This window comes from Neorhizobium sp. P1_A6 (assembly GCF_056406795.1).
In genome coordinates this window covers 431,583-445,766 of the sequence record NZ_JBFTZM010000004.1, presented here as the reverse complement: position 1 = coordinate 445,766, position 14,184 = coordinate 431,583, and the positions used below count along the sequence as shown (strand labels likewise).

Annotated in this window: 18 protein-coding genes; 6 read left to right on the top strand and 12 right to left on the bottom strand. The window is 61.4% G+C overall.

Going from position 1 to position 14,184, the window contains the following annotated elements; genetic code table 11:
* Positions 1-22: 22 nt before the first annotated feature.
* Entirely contained in the window at positions 23-1,036 is a 1,014-nt protein-coding gene (locus AC1D3C_RS11620; protein WP_038544267.1) for an AAA family ATPase, read from the bottom strand.
* A 250-nt stretch (positions 1,037-1,286) separates the two neighbouring features.
* On the opposite strand from AC1D3C_RS11620, the gene AC1D3C_RS11615 reads away from it, so the two are divergent.
* The 3 genes from AC1D3C_RS11615 to AC1D3C_RS11605 are packed head-to-tail and all read left to right on the top strand — an operon-like array spanning position 1,287 to position 3,801.
* The gene (locus AC1D3C_RS11615; RefSeq protein ID WP_477482969.1) at positions 1,287-1,910 is read left to right on the top strand and encodes a DUF1285 domain-containing protein; all 624 of its coding nucleotides are present in this window, start codon (positions 1,287-1,289) and stop codon (positions 1,908-1,910) included.
* Entirely contained in the window at positions 1,907-2,542 is a 636-nt protein-coding gene (locus AC1D3C_RS11610) for a CoA pyrophosphatase (protein WP_038544263.1), read from the top strand. Before AC1D3C_RS11615 ends, AC1D3C_RS11610 begins: the two co-directional genes overlap by 4 nt.
* The gene (locus AC1D3C_RS11605; RefSeq protein ID WP_477482968.1) at positions 2,539-3,801 is read left to right on the top strand and encodes a CCA tRNA nucleotidyltransferase; all 1,263 of its coding nucleotides are present in this window, start codon (positions 2,539-2,541) and stop codon (positions 3,799-3,801) included. Before AC1D3C_RS11610 ends, AC1D3C_RS11605 begins: the two co-directional genes overlap by 4 nt.
* A 90-nt stretch (positions 3,802-3,891) precedes the next feature.
* Here the strand turns inward: AC1D3C_RS11605 and AC1D3C_RS11600 are convergent, their stop codons facing one another.
* The 3 genes from AC1D3C_RS11600 to hemF form a co-directional block, all read right to left on the bottom strand.
* Positions 3,892-4,083 carry a DUF1059 domain-containing protein gene (locus tag AC1D3C_RS11600; RefSeq protein WP_037076377.1) on the bottom strand — a complete coding sequence of 64 codons (192 nt, stop codon included), beginning with the start codon at positions 4,081-4,083 and terminating at the stop codon, positions 3,892-3,894.
* A gap of 104 nt (positions 4,084-4,187) precedes the next feature.
* Positions 4,188-4,454 (bottom strand): hypothetical protein, encoded by a 267-nt coding sequence (locus AC1D3C_RS11595; RefSeq protein ID WP_038544260.1) that lies wholly within the window; start codon positions 4,452-4,454, stop codon positions 4,188-4,190.
* Between the two features lie 127 nt (positions 4,455-4,581).
* The gene (gene hemF / locus AC1D3C_RS11590; RefSeq protein WP_477482967.1) at positions 4,582-5,496 is read right to left on the bottom strand and encodes an oxygen-dependent coproporphyrinogen oxidase; all 915 of its coding nucleotides are present in this window, start codon (positions 5,494-5,496) and stop codon (positions 4,582-4,584) included.
* A gap of 175 nt (positions 5,497-5,671) precedes the next feature.
* On the opposite strand from hemF, the gene AC1D3C_RS11585 reads away from it, so the two are divergent.
* The gene (locus AC1D3C_RS11585; protein ID WP_037076370.1) at positions 5,672-5,929 is read left to right on the top strand and encodes a hypothetical protein; all 258 of its coding nucleotides are present in this window, start codon (positions 5,672-5,674) and stop codon (positions 5,927-5,929) included.
* Between the two features lie 9 nt (positions 5,930-5,938).
* Here the strand turns inward: AC1D3C_RS11585 and AC1D3C_RS11580 are convergent, their stop codons facing one another.
* The 5 genes from AC1D3C_RS11580 to AC1D3C_RS11560 all read right to left on the bottom strand — a co-directional run bounded on the left by AC1D3C_RS11580 (position 5,939) and on the right by AC1D3C_RS11560 (position 8,229).
* Positions 5,939-6,439, bottom strand: a complete 501-nt coding sequence (locus AC1D3C_RS11580; RefSeq protein ID WP_477482966.1) for a hypothetical protein — start codon at positions 6,437-6,439, stop codon at positions 5,939-5,941.
* Between the two features lie 97 nt (positions 6,440-6,536).
* Positions 6,537-6,839 (bottom strand): addiction module antidote protein, encoded by a 303-nt coding sequence (locus tag AC1D3C_RS11575; RefSeq protein ID WP_436110241.1) that lies wholly within the window; start codon positions 6,837-6,839, stop codon positions 6,537-6,539.
* A gap of 3 nt (positions 6,840-6,842) precedes the next feature.
* The gene (locus AC1D3C_RS11570) at positions 6,843-7,139 is read right to left on the bottom strand and encodes a type II toxin-antitoxin system RelE/ParE family toxin (protein ID WP_436110240.1); all 297 of its coding nucleotides are present in this window, start codon (positions 7,137-7,139) and stop codon (positions 6,843-6,845) included.
* 61 nt (positions 7,140-7,200) lie between these two features.
* On the bottom strand, positions 7,201-7,677 hold the full coding sequence (gene soxR / locus AC1D3C_RS11565; RefSeq protein ID WP_477483019.1) for a redox-sensitive transcriptional activator SoxR: 477 nt from the start codon (positions 7,675-7,677) through the stop codon (positions 7,201-7,203).
* 66 nt (positions 7,678-7,743) lie between these two features.
* Positions 7,744-8,229, bottom strand: a complete 486-nt coding sequence (locus AC1D3C_RS11560; protein WP_477482965.1) for a tRNA (cytidine(34)-2'-O)-methyltransferase — start codon at positions 8,227-8,229, stop codon at positions 7,744-7,746.
* Positions 8,230-8,616: 387 nt separating this feature from the next.
* Between AC1D3C_RS11560 and AC1D3C_RS11555 the strand changes: the two genes are divergently transcribed.
* Entirely contained in the window at positions 8,617-10,473 is a 1,857-nt protein-coding gene (locus tag AC1D3C_RS11555) for an ABC transporter ATP-binding protein (protein ID WP_477482964.1), read from the top strand.
* Positions 10,474-10,534: 61 nt separating this feature from the next.
* On the opposite strand, the gene AC1D3C_RS11550 is transcribed toward AC1D3C_RS11555, so the two are convergent.
* Positions 10,535-10,813: a type II toxin-antitoxin system RelE/ParE family toxin gene (locus AC1D3C_RS11550; protein WP_477482963.1), complete on the bottom strand. Its 279-nt coding sequence runs from the start codon at positions 10,811-10,813 to the stop codon at positions 10,535-10,537.
* Positions 10,813-11,073 (bottom strand): CopG family ribbon-helix-helix protein, encoded by a 261-nt coding sequence (locus AC1D3C_RS11545; protein WP_477482962.1) that lies wholly within the window; start codon positions 11,071-11,073, stop codon positions 10,813-10,815. The genes AC1D3C_RS11550 and AC1D3C_RS11545 overlap by 1 nt, the downstream gene beginning before the upstream one ends.
* Positions 11,074-11,227: 154 nt before the next feature.
* On the opposite strand from AC1D3C_RS11545, the gene AC1D3C_RS11540 reads away from it, so the two are divergent.
* The gene (locus AC1D3C_RS11540) at positions 11,228-13,090 is read left to right on the top strand and encodes an ABC transporter ATP-binding protein (RefSeq protein ID WP_477482961.1); all 1,863 of its coding nucleotides are present in this window, start codon (positions 11,228-11,230) and stop codon (positions 13,088-13,090) included.
* A 5-nt stretch (positions 13,091-13,095) separates the two neighbouring features.
* Here the strand turns inward: AC1D3C_RS11540 and AC1D3C_RS11535 are convergent, their stop codons facing one another.
* Entirely contained in the window at positions 13,096-14,034 is a 939-nt protein-coding gene (locus AC1D3C_RS11535) for an endonuclease/exonuclease/phosphatase family protein (protein WP_477482960.1), read from the bottom strand.
* Positions 14,035-14,184: the final 150 nt, after the last annotated feature.

Sequence of the window (14,184 nt, the reverse complement as noted above, 5' to 3'; positions counted from 1 at the left end):
TTATCCTTTCTAGCCGGCGGACTTAGCCGCGGGCCTGCTTCACCAGGCCGGCGATGACATCGCGCACCGACATGCCTTCGGCGCGGGCCGCAAACGTCAGCGCCATGCGGTGTTCAAGCACCGGTTCGGCAAGCGCGTAAACGTCGTCGAGCGACGGGGCCAGACGGCCTTCGTAAAGGGCGCGGGCGCGGGCCGTCAGCATCAGCGACTGGCCGGCGCGCGGGCCGGGACCCCAGGCGACGTGTTTGTCCGTATGAGCATTACCGTGGCCGGGGCGGGCGGAGCGCACCAGCGACAGGATCGCATCGACCACCTTGTCGCTGACCGGCATTTGGCGGATCAGCACCTGGATTTCCTGGAGCCGCGCAGCATCGATGACGCCCCGCGCCTTGGCTTCCGAAAGGCCAGTGGTTTCGAGCAGGATCTGCCGCTCGGCGGCGAGTTCCGGATAAAGCACGTCGACCTGCAGCAGGAAGCGGTCGAGCTGGGCTTCCGGCAGCGGATAGGTGCCTTCCTGCTCCAGCGGGTTCTGGGTCGCGAGCACGTGGAAGGGGGCGGGCAGATCGTAGCGCTGGCCGGCCACCGTGATGTGGTATTCCTGCATGGACTGCAGCAGTGCCGACTGGGTGCGCGGCGAGGCGCGGTTGATTTCGTCGGCCATCAGCAGTTGAGCGAACACCGGCCCCTTGATGAAGCGGAAGGAGCGGCGGCCGCTATCGTCCGTATCCATGACTTCCGAGCCGAGAATATCCGAAGGCATCAGGTCGGGCGTGAACTGGATGCGGTTGCCGCCGAGGCCGAGCACGGTGCCGAGCGTGGTGACGAGCTTGGTCTTGGCGAGGCCAGGGACGCCGACGAGCAGCGCATGGCCGCCGGACAGGACGGCCAGCAGCGTGTTCTCGACCACCTTTTCCTGACCGAAGATCACTTTGGCGACTTCGGCGCGAATGGCGGCGATGTCGGAAAGGGCCATTTCCGCGGAGGCGATGATGGCTTTCTCATCGAGGACGGTATCGGTGGAATTCATCAGGCCCATGTCGCTCTCCATCATCCAAACTGGCGGCATCCAAACTGGCTGGCATCCAGAACCTGCTGGCACTTAGAAACCGGCTGGCTTTTCCAGGCCGGGCTCATCGATATCCCGGCGGCGAATCGCTGCGTCGCAGCATCCGGCTTATCCGATCAAACTTATTCCCCGAAATATGGCTGACAAGCACGTATTGAATGACTATCTCGTGAGGAACAATTGCTTTGATGGATGCTTACGGTCGAACCGGGACTGAAAGATGGCAGCGCAAACGATAAATTCGGCATCCGATGCCGCAGGGCTTGCGGCGCTGATCTCGCGTGCTTCCGAGCAGAGCGGCGACGGAAAGCGTGGTTTACCGCCCGTCGAGCGGTGGAATCCGCCCTTTTGCGGCGATATCGACATGGAAATCCATGCTGACGGCACATGGTTCTATATGGGCACCCCGATCGGCCGCGCACCGCTCGTGAGGCTGTTTTCGACGGTGCTGCGCAAGGATGAGGACGGTCGGACCTATCTCGTAACACCTGTGGAAAAGGTCGGCATCCGCATCGCCGACGCTCCCTTCCTTGCGGTCGAGATGCAGGTCACGCAGCGTGAGGGCCAACAGGTGCTCACGTTCAGGACAAATGTCGGTGATGTGGTGGAGGCGGGGTCGGAACATCCCTTGCGCTTCGAGATTTCGGGCGAAAACCGCGAGCTTAAACCCTATCTCCTGGTGCGCGGCCGGTTGGAGGCCCTGGTCTCCCGCGCTGTCATGTACGATCTCGTGGAACTCGGCGAGGCGATCGTGATAGACGAAGTGCCGATGTTCTCCGTCCGCTCCGGAACGGAAATCTTTCCCGTGATGCCCGAGGCCGAATTGGACGCCTTATCGCAATGAGTGACTTTCCCCTTTTTTCGGCCGGCGATTTCCGCCGCCGGGCGCTGAACCAGAACGGTGGCCCTATAGATCATGCCTGGCGCGATCACGGCGACCATCTGCTCAATCCGACGCTGGTGGATTTCGCCGCGGGGCTGAAGCTGAAGGACGCGGCGGTGCTGGTGCCTGTGGTCGACGACGGCGACGAAGCCAAGGTGATCCTGACGCAGCGGACATCGACGATGCGCAAGCATTCCGGCCAGATCGCCTTTCCGGGCGGCGGGATCGATCCGGAGGACCGCTCGCCGGAACAGGCGGCGTTGCGCGAGGCGGAAGAGGAAATCGGCCTCGACCGTTCCTTCGTCGAAACGCTGTCGCGACTGCCGACCTATTATGCCGCGACCGGTTTTCGGATCACGCCGGTGCTCTCGGTAGTCAGGCGCGGCTTCGAGATCACGCCCAATCCGGCCGAGGTGGACGACGTCTTCGAGGTGCCGCTGTCCTTCCTGATGAACGCGGCCAACCACCAGCGCGGCAGCCGCGAATGGGACGGCACGGAGCGGCATTTCTATGTGATGCCCTACGAGGAACGAAACATCTGGGGCATTACCGCGGGCATCCTGCGCACGCTCTACGAAAGGCTTTATGCATGACGAGTGTAGCCGAGGAGGCCTGGTTCCGGGACCCGGCGCTGCAGCGCATCCTGACCCTGCTCAATGCCGACGGCGGTGAGGCGCGGGTGGCGGGCGGCGCGGTGCGTAATGCACTGATGGGGCTTCCCGTCGCCGATGTCGACGTCGCCACCACGCTTGTCCCGGAAAAGGTGGTCGAGCGGGCGGTGACGGCTGGTATCAAAGCCGTGCCGACCGGTTTCGAGCACGGCACGGTGACGCTGGTCATCGGAGGCCACGGGTTCGAGGTCACCACGTTGCGCCGCGACGTCGAGACTGACGGCCGGCGGGCCAAGGTCGCCTTCGGCACCGATTGGCAGACGGATGCCGAACGACGGGACCTGACGATCAACGCACTTTATGCGGACGCTCAAGGTGCGGTGATCGACCTCGTGAAGGGGCTGCCGGATATCGAGACCCGCACCGTGCGCTTCATCGGCGATGCGGCCGAACGGATTGCCGAGGACTATTTGCGCATCCTGCGCTTCTTCCGCTTCTTCGCCCATTACGGTTCCGGCCGGCCGGATGCGGATGGCCTGAGGGCCTGCGCCCGCGCCAAGGACAAGCTTTCGACGCTGTCGGCCGAACGCATCTGGGCGGAAACCAAGAAGCTGCTGTCGGCTGCCGATCCTTCCCGCGCGCTGTTGTGGATGCGGCAGGCGGGCGTGCTCACCGAAATCCTGCCGGAGACGGAAAAGTGGGGTATCGACGGCATCCACGGCCTCGTGGCGGCCGAGAAGTCGCTCGGCTGGACGGCCGATCCGATCCTGCGGCTGGCGGCGATCGTGCCGCCGGATGCCGAGAGGCTGGATGCGCTCGCGAAGCGGCTGAAGATGTCGAATGCAGAGGCTGCCAAGCTTGCGGCCTGGGCAAATGCGCCGGTGCTGCCGGACGAAGTGACGGATGTCGGGTTTGACCGGCTGCTCTACCGCCATGGTGCGGAGGGGCTGGTCATCCGGCTGAGGCTGGCCCTGGCGTCGGCGCGAACTGCGGCCGAAGGCGATCCGGCGGCGATGCGCAGATCCGCGCGGCTGTCGGTCTTGCTGAAGAGGGCTGAGGACTACGAGAAGCCGGTCTTTCCGCTCAGTGGTGCCGATATCGTCGCAGCCGGCGTGCCGGCCGGAAAACGGGTCGGCGAAATCCTGAAGGAATTGGAAGATTTCTGGGTCGAGCGCAATTTCGCTCCCGACCGGGCGGCGCTGACCGCCCGGCTGGAGGATATGATCCGCAGATCACTCTGACATCAGGCGTATCGCCGCTCTGACATCGGGTGTTTCGAAATCAGATACAGCCACTCCGATGCGGATGACCGACTTTGGTCGCGCCGGGCGTCAGGCCGCCGCCGCTCCGTTTTCGTCGCGAATGCGTGCCTTGATGTTCTCGACCATGTTTTCGCGGATGATCTCTTCGCCATGGACAGTGCGAAGATGTTCCACGGCGCGGCGAACCACTTCGGCGTCTTCATCGGCCCGGGTATGCCATTGGCAACCGGGGACGAGCGTACCGCATTCGAACAGTCGCATGATACTTCCTCCTATTGTCGTCGGACTGGAGGCGGGCGGACAGCTCCTCATATCCGCCGGCCCCAATCCCGATAACTCGAAAGCGACGACGCTGTTCCCGATGCCTATTCGGAAAACGCCCAGGCGTGGAAAACGGAAGCCTCTTCCTTACCCTTTTCCCGCGCCGTCTCGGTGTTGGCGGCCGACATGGCAACCGACTTGCCGGCAAGCTGGCGCCTTACCTGGTCCACATAAAAGGAATGGGGGAGTTCTCCGCCAGTTCTCGCGCGCATCTCCGTCGCGAGGCGGTCGATCATTTCAGCGGTATCAAGGGAACGGAAGTCCTTGTCCTTAGACGCTTCCGGCATGGGCATGCTATTCGGTGCCATCATGGCGCTCCTCCTCCGGTACAACCAAAGGGACGCTACCACCATCGCACTGATTCCGATATCGCATTTGTTAAGGATGAGATATTAGGGCCGGTTTATACCCGATATCGTTAACTTTGTGGTTCTCGATCTAAGGCCACCTTACAACCGGAGGCAGTGACGAGAGGATGGAATCGACATTGCCGCCGGTCTTTAACCCGAAAATAGTGCCACGGTCGTAGAGCAGGTTGAACTCGACATAGCGGCCGCGACGGATCAGCTGTTCGTCGCGATCATGTTCCGTCCAGGGCTTGTTGAAGTTGGCCCGGACGATCCGCGGATAGACGAGGTTGAAGGCGCGTCCGACATCCTGCACAAACGCGAAATCCGCCTCCCAGCCGCCTTTTTCCGCGACCGGATGCAGCCAGTCGAAGAAAATGCCGCCGACGCCGCGCGGTYCATTGCGATGCTTCAGGAAAAAATAATCGTCGCACCAGGCCTTATAGCGATCGTAATCAGCGACCGCCTCATGGCGTTTGCAGGTGATTTCCATGACCCGGTGGAAAAGGGTGGTGTCCGGATCGTCCTGGGTGCGGCGCCGGTCGAGGACCGGGGTGAGATCCGCGCCGCCGCCGAACCACTGGCTCGACGTCACCACCATGCGGGTATTCATGTGCACGGTCGGCACATTGGGATTGACCGGATGTGCGATCAGCGAAATGCCCGACGCCCAGAAGCGCGGGTCTTCCTCGGCACCCGGCATCTGGCTGCGGAAATCAGCGGAAAATTCGCCGTGGACGGTCGAGGTGTGGACGCCGACCTTCTCGAAGACGCGGCCTTCCATCATCGACATTCGTCCGCCGCCGCCCGCGCCACCATCGCGCAGCCAGTCCTTGGGCTTGAAGCGGCCGGGCTCCTGATCGGAGAGGGGGCCGGTCAGCTCGGCCTCGAGGCCTTCCAGCGACGCGCAGATCGTGTCGCGCAGGCTCTCGAACCAGGTCCTCGCCGTCGCCTTCTTGTCTTCGATGTCCTCGGGCAGCCCCTTGGGCAGTACCGGCCGTTCCATATCTCTATTCCTCTCGCCATCCCCTTGGCGCGACTCGCATTTTTCCGATCGGGAATTAGCATTTCTGGCTTTCGCGAACCATTCCATCGATTGTCGCGGGTGGAAAATGAGACTCGCAAAGCGTGTCGCCCGGCACTATCTTTACCGCATAAACAGGTGCTGATCAGAGGCTTTCATGGCAAAGTTCACACCCCCGCCGCTCGACGGGCTGAAGCGCAGGATCGACCGCCACCGGCAGGAAAAAGCCGGCGAGCGCCAGGGCATGTTCGTGCGGCAGACCTTTCAGCTCTCGCGGGAAGAAGCGCGCGAGAAGGCGCGCGAGTGGTTTCACGAATTTCCGAAGGCCGCCTATTGGACCGAAGTGGAAAGCTGGCGCCAGCTCGAAGGCGACCAGATCGAATTCACGATGCGACGGCTGCCGACTGCGGATTGATCCGATCCATTATTGCGGATCTTCGTAGGTGTAGAGCGCGCACATTTCGGCGCTGCTCTTCGGTGGATTTCGCCCCGTAAACACGGCAATCGCCGACATTCCCTTGCCGGATGCCCAGTTGGCGACATAGGTCACGTCCCCCGATCCGCAGAGTTGGTTGCCGTTTTCAAGTTCCGGATCGGCCGGTTTCGCGACGCGATAGACCGATGCCGGCACACGCCTGCCATCCACCCGAAAATTATCGGCAACGAGGTCGGAGAATTCGAGGGATTCTTCGTTCTCGAAGGTGATGCTGAAATCGTCCAACCAGACGTCGCCGGTGACGCTCATCGCCGTCTTGCTGACCGCGGTATAATGCTCGGCCTCCTGGGCGTGGACGGACGAAGCCAGCAGGGCAAGTGCGGCAACGGTCATCGGGTAACAAAGCAGAGTGCGGAAATTGCGCATCGAGGTCCTTGAGGGCGTGGCGTTTGTGGCTTTCGGATGAACGAAGCGCCATTGCGGAAACATATGCGATCTCCGAGGTTCGGCCCATGGGCCTCGATCGGTTTGGCAGCTGTTTTTCAAAAGATGCTAAACGGAGACGGAGGCTGCTGGTACCGAAGACTCAAGCGGCATTCTCAGCCTTGGCGAGAACCGGCGTGAGTTCGAGGCCGAGGGCTTTCATCACCTTCAGAATCGTCGCGAATTCCGGATTTCCTTCACCGCTTAGGGCCTTGTAAAGAGCGGCACGGCTCATGCCGACATCGCGGGCAAGCTTGCTCATGTTCTGGGCTCTTGCGACGATCCCTAGGCATTTGGCGATGAAGGCGGGGTCGCCGTCTTCGAATGCGGCGACCATGAATTCCTCGATATCCCCATCACTGTTCAAATGTTCGGCGATATCGAACCGGCGCACTTCCAAAGCCATTGGCTATTCCTTCCATTCCTTGGCAAGGCGTTTCGCTTCGGCAATGTCCTTGACCTGGCTGCTTTTGTCGCCACCGCAAAGTAGCAGGACAACGATGTCACCTCCTCGGCTGAAGTAGATGCGATATCCGGGACCATAATGGATCCGCATCTCGCTGATGCCTTCGCCGACGGATTTGATGTCACCAAGATTGCCTTCTTCAGCGCGGGCGATTCGACCGAAGATTCTGATTGCGGCACGCCTGTCTCGGAGGTCGTCTAGCCAGTCATCAAAGACTTTGGTCGAGTAAATCGTGAACATCCGAACTGTACTCTATGGAGTGCATTTTCGCAATCAATTTAGACTAAACCTATCCGTGCAATCAATCGAGATTCTCTTCTTCCGCCTCCAGCAAAATCGGTCCCGCACCCTTTTCGCCGAGCATGTCGAGCGGGTTCCTGAGCGGGCAGTCCTCCATCGACAGGCAGCCGCAGCCGATGCAGCCGGTCAGGTGGTCGCGGAGCGCCGTGAGGCTGGCGATCCTGTCGTCGAGCTGGCGTTTCCAGGTTTCCGATAGACGCTGCCAGTCCTTTGCCGTCAGCGGCCGGTCGTGCGGCAGGACAGAGAGCGCTTCGGCGATATCGGCAAGCGGTATGCCGGTCTTCTGGGCCACCTTGATGACGGCGACCCGGCGCAGCACGACGCGTGGATAACGGCGCTGGTTGCCACGGTTGCGGCGGCTCTGGATCAGTCCTTTGGTCTCGTAGAAATGCAGGGTCGAGACCGCCACGCCGCTGCGTGTCGCCACTTCGCCGACCGTCAGTTCCAGCTCCAGCCTGGTGCCCGGATTTTTCTTCATCATTGCTGTTGACCTCAATATTACTTGAGGTTCTATAGCATAGGCTTCCTGAAAGAAAACCGGAGCCTAGGTCAATGAAGAAGGAAAACCCGTCTGTCGCAGCGCCTCGCCTGATATCATCGCCGCCGACATGGCGACGTTGATGGAGCGCTGGCCTTCGACCATGGGGATGAGGATGCGGGCGTCGGCTGCCTCATGCACGTTGTCCGGCACGCCGGCGCTTTCGCGGCCGAAGAAGAGGATGTCGTCCGGCCGGAATTCGAAGCGGGTATAAGGCAGGGCGGCCTTGGTGGAAGCGAGCACGACACGCCGGCCGTTCGCCTTGCGCCATTCGTCGAAGCGCTGCCAGTTGACGTGCCGGGCGAGCGTGACGTTCTCCAAATAGTCCATGCCGGAGCGCTTCAGGTTCCGGTCGGAAATGTCGAAACCAGCCGGCTCGATGATATCGACCGACAGGCCAAGACAGGCGGCGAGCCGGAGGATCGTACCGGTATTGCCGGGAATATCCGGCTGGTAAAGGGCGATGCGAAGGCCAGGGAAGATGTCGCTCATATATCGTCCTTAAGCGAAGCCGGTGCCTGATCTCAAGCCCCATTCGGTGCAAGGCAGGGCTGTGACGATCTCGCAACAGGAAATTCCGGGATGAGTGGCCGGCATCGATTTGCCCTTTTCAATTCCTGCGCGAGCGGCTAAAAGGCGAGCGTAACTCAACGCCAACACAAGGAGGCCCACATGGATATGACCGTGCTCACGCGCCTCCGCTGCCGGATTTCCATTTTTCTGGCCTAGGCGTTTCGCGGTTTCACGCAAACCTTTCCCTCTCTGATCCGTTACGCGGCCGGCATGCGGCCGCGCCATACTGAATTTTCGCCGTCAGGCCCTTGGCTCGCACCATGCGCGGCAAAGGGGACGGCAAATCCGACTTGCGGAGCTATTTTCATGTTCTCGTGGTTCGAACGGCGTGTTGATCCTTATCCGGACGAAGCGCCCTCATTGCCGCCCGCCGGCCTTGCGGCCTTCCTGTGGCACTATACCAAGCCGGTCTGGCCGTGGGTCGTCATCATGTCGACCTGCACGATGCTGATCGCGGTCGGCGAAGTGGCGCTGTTCCAGTTCCTCGGCGATATCGTCGACTGGCTGTCAAATGCCGATCGGGCGACCTTCCTTCAAAGCGAGGGGCCGAAACTGTTCTTCATGGCCTTCGTGGTGCTGATCGGATTGCCGGCGGTCGCGACGCTCAATTCGCTGATCATGCATCAGATCCTGATGGGTAATTTCCCGATGATCGCCCGCTGGCAGATGCATCGGTTCCTGCTCAGGCACTCGATGACGTTCTTCGCCAACGAGTTTGCCGGCCGCGTCTCGACCAAGGTGATGCAGACCTCGCTCGCCATCCGCGAAACGGTGATGAAGGTGCTCGACGTGTTCGTCTACGTCTTCACCTATTTCATCTCGATGATCGCGATCGTCGCGGCGGCGGAACTGCGCCTTGCGGTGCCGCTCGTCCTCTGGATCGTCTGCTACTCGATGACAGTCGCCTATTATGTGCCGCGGCTTCGGAAGATCTCCGCTGAACAGGCGGACGCGCGTTCGATGATGACCGGTCGCGTGGTGGACAGCTATACGAACATCGCCACTGTGAAGCTTTTCTCGCATGCGGGGAGGGAAGAGGCCTATGCGCAGGACGCGATGGATATCTTCCTGAAAACCGTCCATGCGCAGATGCGCAAGGTGACGGGTTTCCAGGCGCTGGTCTATTTCTACAACTGCGTGGCGCTGTTTACCGTCGGCGCGTTGTCGATCTGGTTCTGGCTCGATGGCGTCATCTCGATCGGGGCGATCGCCATCGCCATCGGCCTTGCGATGCGTATCAACGGCATGTCGCAATGGGTGATGTGGGAAGTCTCTGCGCTCTTTGAAAACATCGGCACCGTCTATGACGGCATGTCGATGATGACAAAGGCGCATGACGTGGTGGACCGGAATGGCGCTTCGGCGCTGACGGCGAAAAAAGGCCATATCCGCTACGACAACGTCCACTTCCACTATGGCAAGGGCAAGGGCGTCATCGAAGGCCTGACGCTCGATATCCCGGCCGGGCAGAAGATCGGTCTGGTCGGCCGCTCCGGCGCCGGCAAGACGACGCTGATGAACCTGCTGTTGCGCTTCTACGATCTGGAGGGCGGCCGCATCACCATCGATGGCCAGGACATATCGACCGTGACGCAGGACAGCCTGCGTTCGCTGATCGGCGTGGTCACCCAGGATACCTCGCTGCTGCACCGCTCGATCCGCGACAACATCGCCTACGGCAAGCCGGACGCGACCGATGCGGACATCATCGAGGCGGCCAGGCGGGCAAACGCCTGGGAGTTCATCGACGGACTTGCCGACATGCAGGGACGCAAGGGTCTCGACGCGCATGTGGGCGAACGCGGCGTGAAGCTTTCCGGCGGGCAGCGGCAGCGCATCGCGATCGCCCGCGTCTTCCTGAAGGACGCGCCGATCCTGGTGCTCGACGAGGCGACCTCGGCGCTCGACTCGGAAGTCGAAGCGGCGATCCAGGAGAACCTGTTCGCGCTGATGGAGGGCAAGACGGTGATCGCGATTGCGCACCGCCTGTCGACGCTCACCGAAATGGACCGGCTGATCGTGCTCGATCGCGGCCGGATCGTCGAGGCCGGCACCCATCGCGAGCTCGCCCGGAGCGGCGGCATCTATGCCGACCTCTGGAACCGCCAGTCCGGCGGCTTCATCGGCCATGACGACGTGATCGAGGAAGAGGCGGCGGAGTAATCTCCGCCGTCGCCCCCTTTCTCGCTCTGAGGTGGTATTCTAGGGCATGCTTCCGCAGAATTCAGATTCGGTTTTCGCGGGTGTGCCAGATACGAAGAAGAAAAATCGTCTCGCCCTGTATCTCGTATCGCAACTCGTAATCACCGATCAAAAGGCGTCGAATTTCACGCGGTGCAAACTCATCCAGCCTTTCACCAAGCCGCGGATTCTGGATGAGTTTCTTGGGTGTTGCAGCCAGGTTTTGAGCCGTGCGCGTCGCCGCGGGTGCGTTCACCGCAGCCAGAAAATCATGAACGCGGTTGAGATCGGACACCGCTTTTGACGACCACTTCAGTTCCATTAACGGGGACGGGGCAGGGGCTTGTCAGCACCCAGGCTGGCAACCCACTTTTCGACCTCTTCCTGATCGACCACGTTTCCCGCATCGACGTCCGCCATTGCCTCCAGCGTCAGCCGCCGCCGCTCCTCTTCGAGCTCGATCCAGCTGGCGAGTGCCTGCTTGACGATCCAGCCCCTTGAACGTTCCAGGCGGGTTGCCAGTTCGTCCACTTTCTCAGCCAGTTGAACCGGCACATGTGTCGTCAGAACGCGGGTTTCCATAGGAACTCCTTTGGGACAAATCATAATGATTGATTCTGATTATGTCCAATGGGCGCGAAGGTCCGCCCGGTAGGCCTTCCACATTAAGAAAATGTAAGCCGCGGCCAGGCCGCTTTCGCTTTGCCGGCGATCAGAATCCGCCTATATCCGGTCCATGTTGAAACCGGTCTTCCGCATCTTCGAAAGCTTTATCAAGCCGTTTGCGAGGCGGGACGACCTGAAGCCGCCTGTGGGCCTGATCGGCTTCGTCTGGTTCTATGTCAGCCAGGCCAAGCTTCCCTTTTTCGCCATGCTGGTGCTTGGCGGTCTTGCCGCCGGCGTCGAGGCGGCGATGTTCTGGTATGTCGGCCGGCTGGTCGATATCCTCGACACGACGAAGCCCGCCGACGGATGGTCGGGGCTTTTGGCCAACCATGGCACCGAACTGGTGGTCATGGCGCTGGTGGTCGGCATCGGCCGCTTCCTGATCGGGCTGATGACGGCGCTGGTCGACCAGCAGATCATCACGCCCGGTTTCTACAATCTGGTGCGCTGGCAGTCGTACATCCATGTGTCGCGCCAGTCGCTTTCCTTCTTCCAGAACGATTTCTCCGGCCGTATCGTCACGAAAGTCTGGTCGGCCGGGCAGGCTACCGGCGACGTCCTGACCGCCTTCATGGAAAGCGTCTGGTTCGTCGGCATCTATTCCGTTTCGACCATCGCGCTGGTCGCAGGGCTCGACTGGCGGCTCGCCGTGGTCGTCGTCGCATGGCTTGCGATCTTCGCGCTGCTCGCTCGCCATTACGTGCCGCGCATCCGCGAGCACTCCAAGGCCTCGGCGGAGGCCGGGTCGATGATCAGCGGCCGCATGGTCGATGCCTATTCGAACATCCAGACGCTTCGGCTGTTCGGCCGCGACGAGGCCAACGACCGCTACATGCTCTCCGGTTTCGAGAGCTTCCAGGCCACGATTATCGCGTTCACCCGGCTGCTCACCAGCGTGCGCGCCTCGATGGCCTTCCTCTCCGGCACGATGATCGTCACCATGGCGGCGATGAGCGTGCATCTCTGGCTCTCCGGCCTGATCTCATCGGGTGCGGTCGCCTTCACCATGGCGCTGATGCTGCGGCTGAATTTCCTGCTCGGCCGGCTGATGACGCAGCTCAACGGTATCATGCGCAATATCGGCACGATCCAGAATTCGGCCGAGCTGATCTCGCAGCCGATCGGGCTGGTGGATGCGCCGGATGCAACGCAGCTGGTGGTAAAACGCCCGGAAATCCGTTTCGAGAATGTCAGCTTCCATTATGGCAAGGCGAAGGGCGTCATCGACAACCTGTCGCTCACCATCCGGCCGGGCGAGAAGCTCGGCATCGTCGGGCGCTCCGGCGCCGGCAAGTCGACACTCGTCAACCTGCTCCTGCGGTTTTACGATCTCGAAGGCGGCCGGATCCTGATCGATGGGCAGGATATCGCCAAGGCGACGCAGGAATCATTGCGGGGCCAGATCGGCATGGTGACCCAGGATACCTCGCTACTGCACCGGTCGATCCGCGACAATATCCTGTTCGGCCGGCCGGATGCGACCGAGGCACAGCTTGTCGAGGCGGCGCGCAAGGCTGAAGCCGACATGTTCATCGCGGCCCTCGAAGACCAGCGCGGCCGCAAGGGGTTTGACGCGCATGTGGGCGAACGCGGCGTCAAGCTTTCCGGCGGCCAGCGCCAGCGTGTCGCGATCGCCCGGGTGATGATCAAGGATGCGCCGATCCTGGTGCTCGACGAGGCGACCTCGGCGCTTGATTCGGAGGTCGAAGCGGCGATCCAGTCGAACCTGGAGCGGCTGATGCAGGGCAAGACCGTGCTTGCCATCGCCCACCGGCTTTCGACCATCGCAGCCCTTGACCGCCTGATCGTCATGGATAACGGCCGGATCATCGAGGACGGCACGCACAACGAACTGATTGCGCGGCGAGGACTCTATTCGGAGCTCTGGGCGCGGCAATCCGGCGGCTTCCTCGTGGCGGATGCTGCCCAGTAACAGGCTCACTGTCCGGTGATGGCGATCTCGGCGATCAGTCCGTAGTGGTTTGAGCCGTGTGCATCGGCAATGCGGGTCAGGGACTTTATCTTGAGTGGCGCCCGCGCATAGACGTGGTCGATCGGCAGGCCGAACACGCCCGCCCGGATCGGCCAGGTGGCCGGTTCGAATGGGGCGGTGGCCAGATCGGTATTGTTCAGGAACCGGCGCATGTTGGGCGCGAGGCTCGATGCATTGAAATCGCCGGAGAGGAGCAGGGGGCCGCTCGTTTCCGAGATCGCCAGTGCGGCGCGGTCGAGTTCCAGCGAGTGGAAATTGTCGAAATAGGGCTTGGTCGTATGCATGCCGACGAAATTGATCGGCCGGCCGGCTACGGTCACTTTCGCGAGGATGAAGCGATCCGGAAAGATATCGCTCAGAGACTGGACCATCGGCGCCTCGATCGGCACCTTGGAAAGCATCAGCTGGTCGCAATCTTCGATCAGCGCTCCACAGCCGACCCGGTAGGGATAGGTCTTCGCCAGCTCATTCATATAGACCCTGAGCGGTGCCGCTTCCATGATGTTGACGAGGTCGGCGCCGGAAGATCGGATGGTCTCGACGATGTCTTCGGCTTGGTCGAAGTTGTCGTTGAGGATGTTGAAGGACATCAGCTTGAAGGTCGGCGCATTGGCATCCGCCGACGTCATCGGGGCCGCGAAACCGCGGCTCATCAGCACGGCGTGGCCGGCGAAGAGCAGCGAGACTGCGAACAGCAGCCAAACGACGAAGTGGCGCTTGATGAGCAGCGCAACGGCCACGGCCGCCACGCAGACCGCCGCCGCGTGCAGCTGCAGGCTGTAAAGCGTTCCCAAAATCCAGTGAGGGTGTACGTAACGCGTCCCGATCGCCATCAGTACGAGCGACACGATGACGCAGATGGCAACCGATAGTGTTTGTCTCATTCGGGTATGTCCGGGACGGCCGCCTTCTGTCGTGCGGTTGGACTAACATGAGGCCGGTTTTGTTGCAATGCGGCACGCGGCAAGGGAGTTAACGGGAAGCGCGCATCTTCCGCCATTTTCTTGAAAAAGGCCTGATTTTTCCGGGCCGAG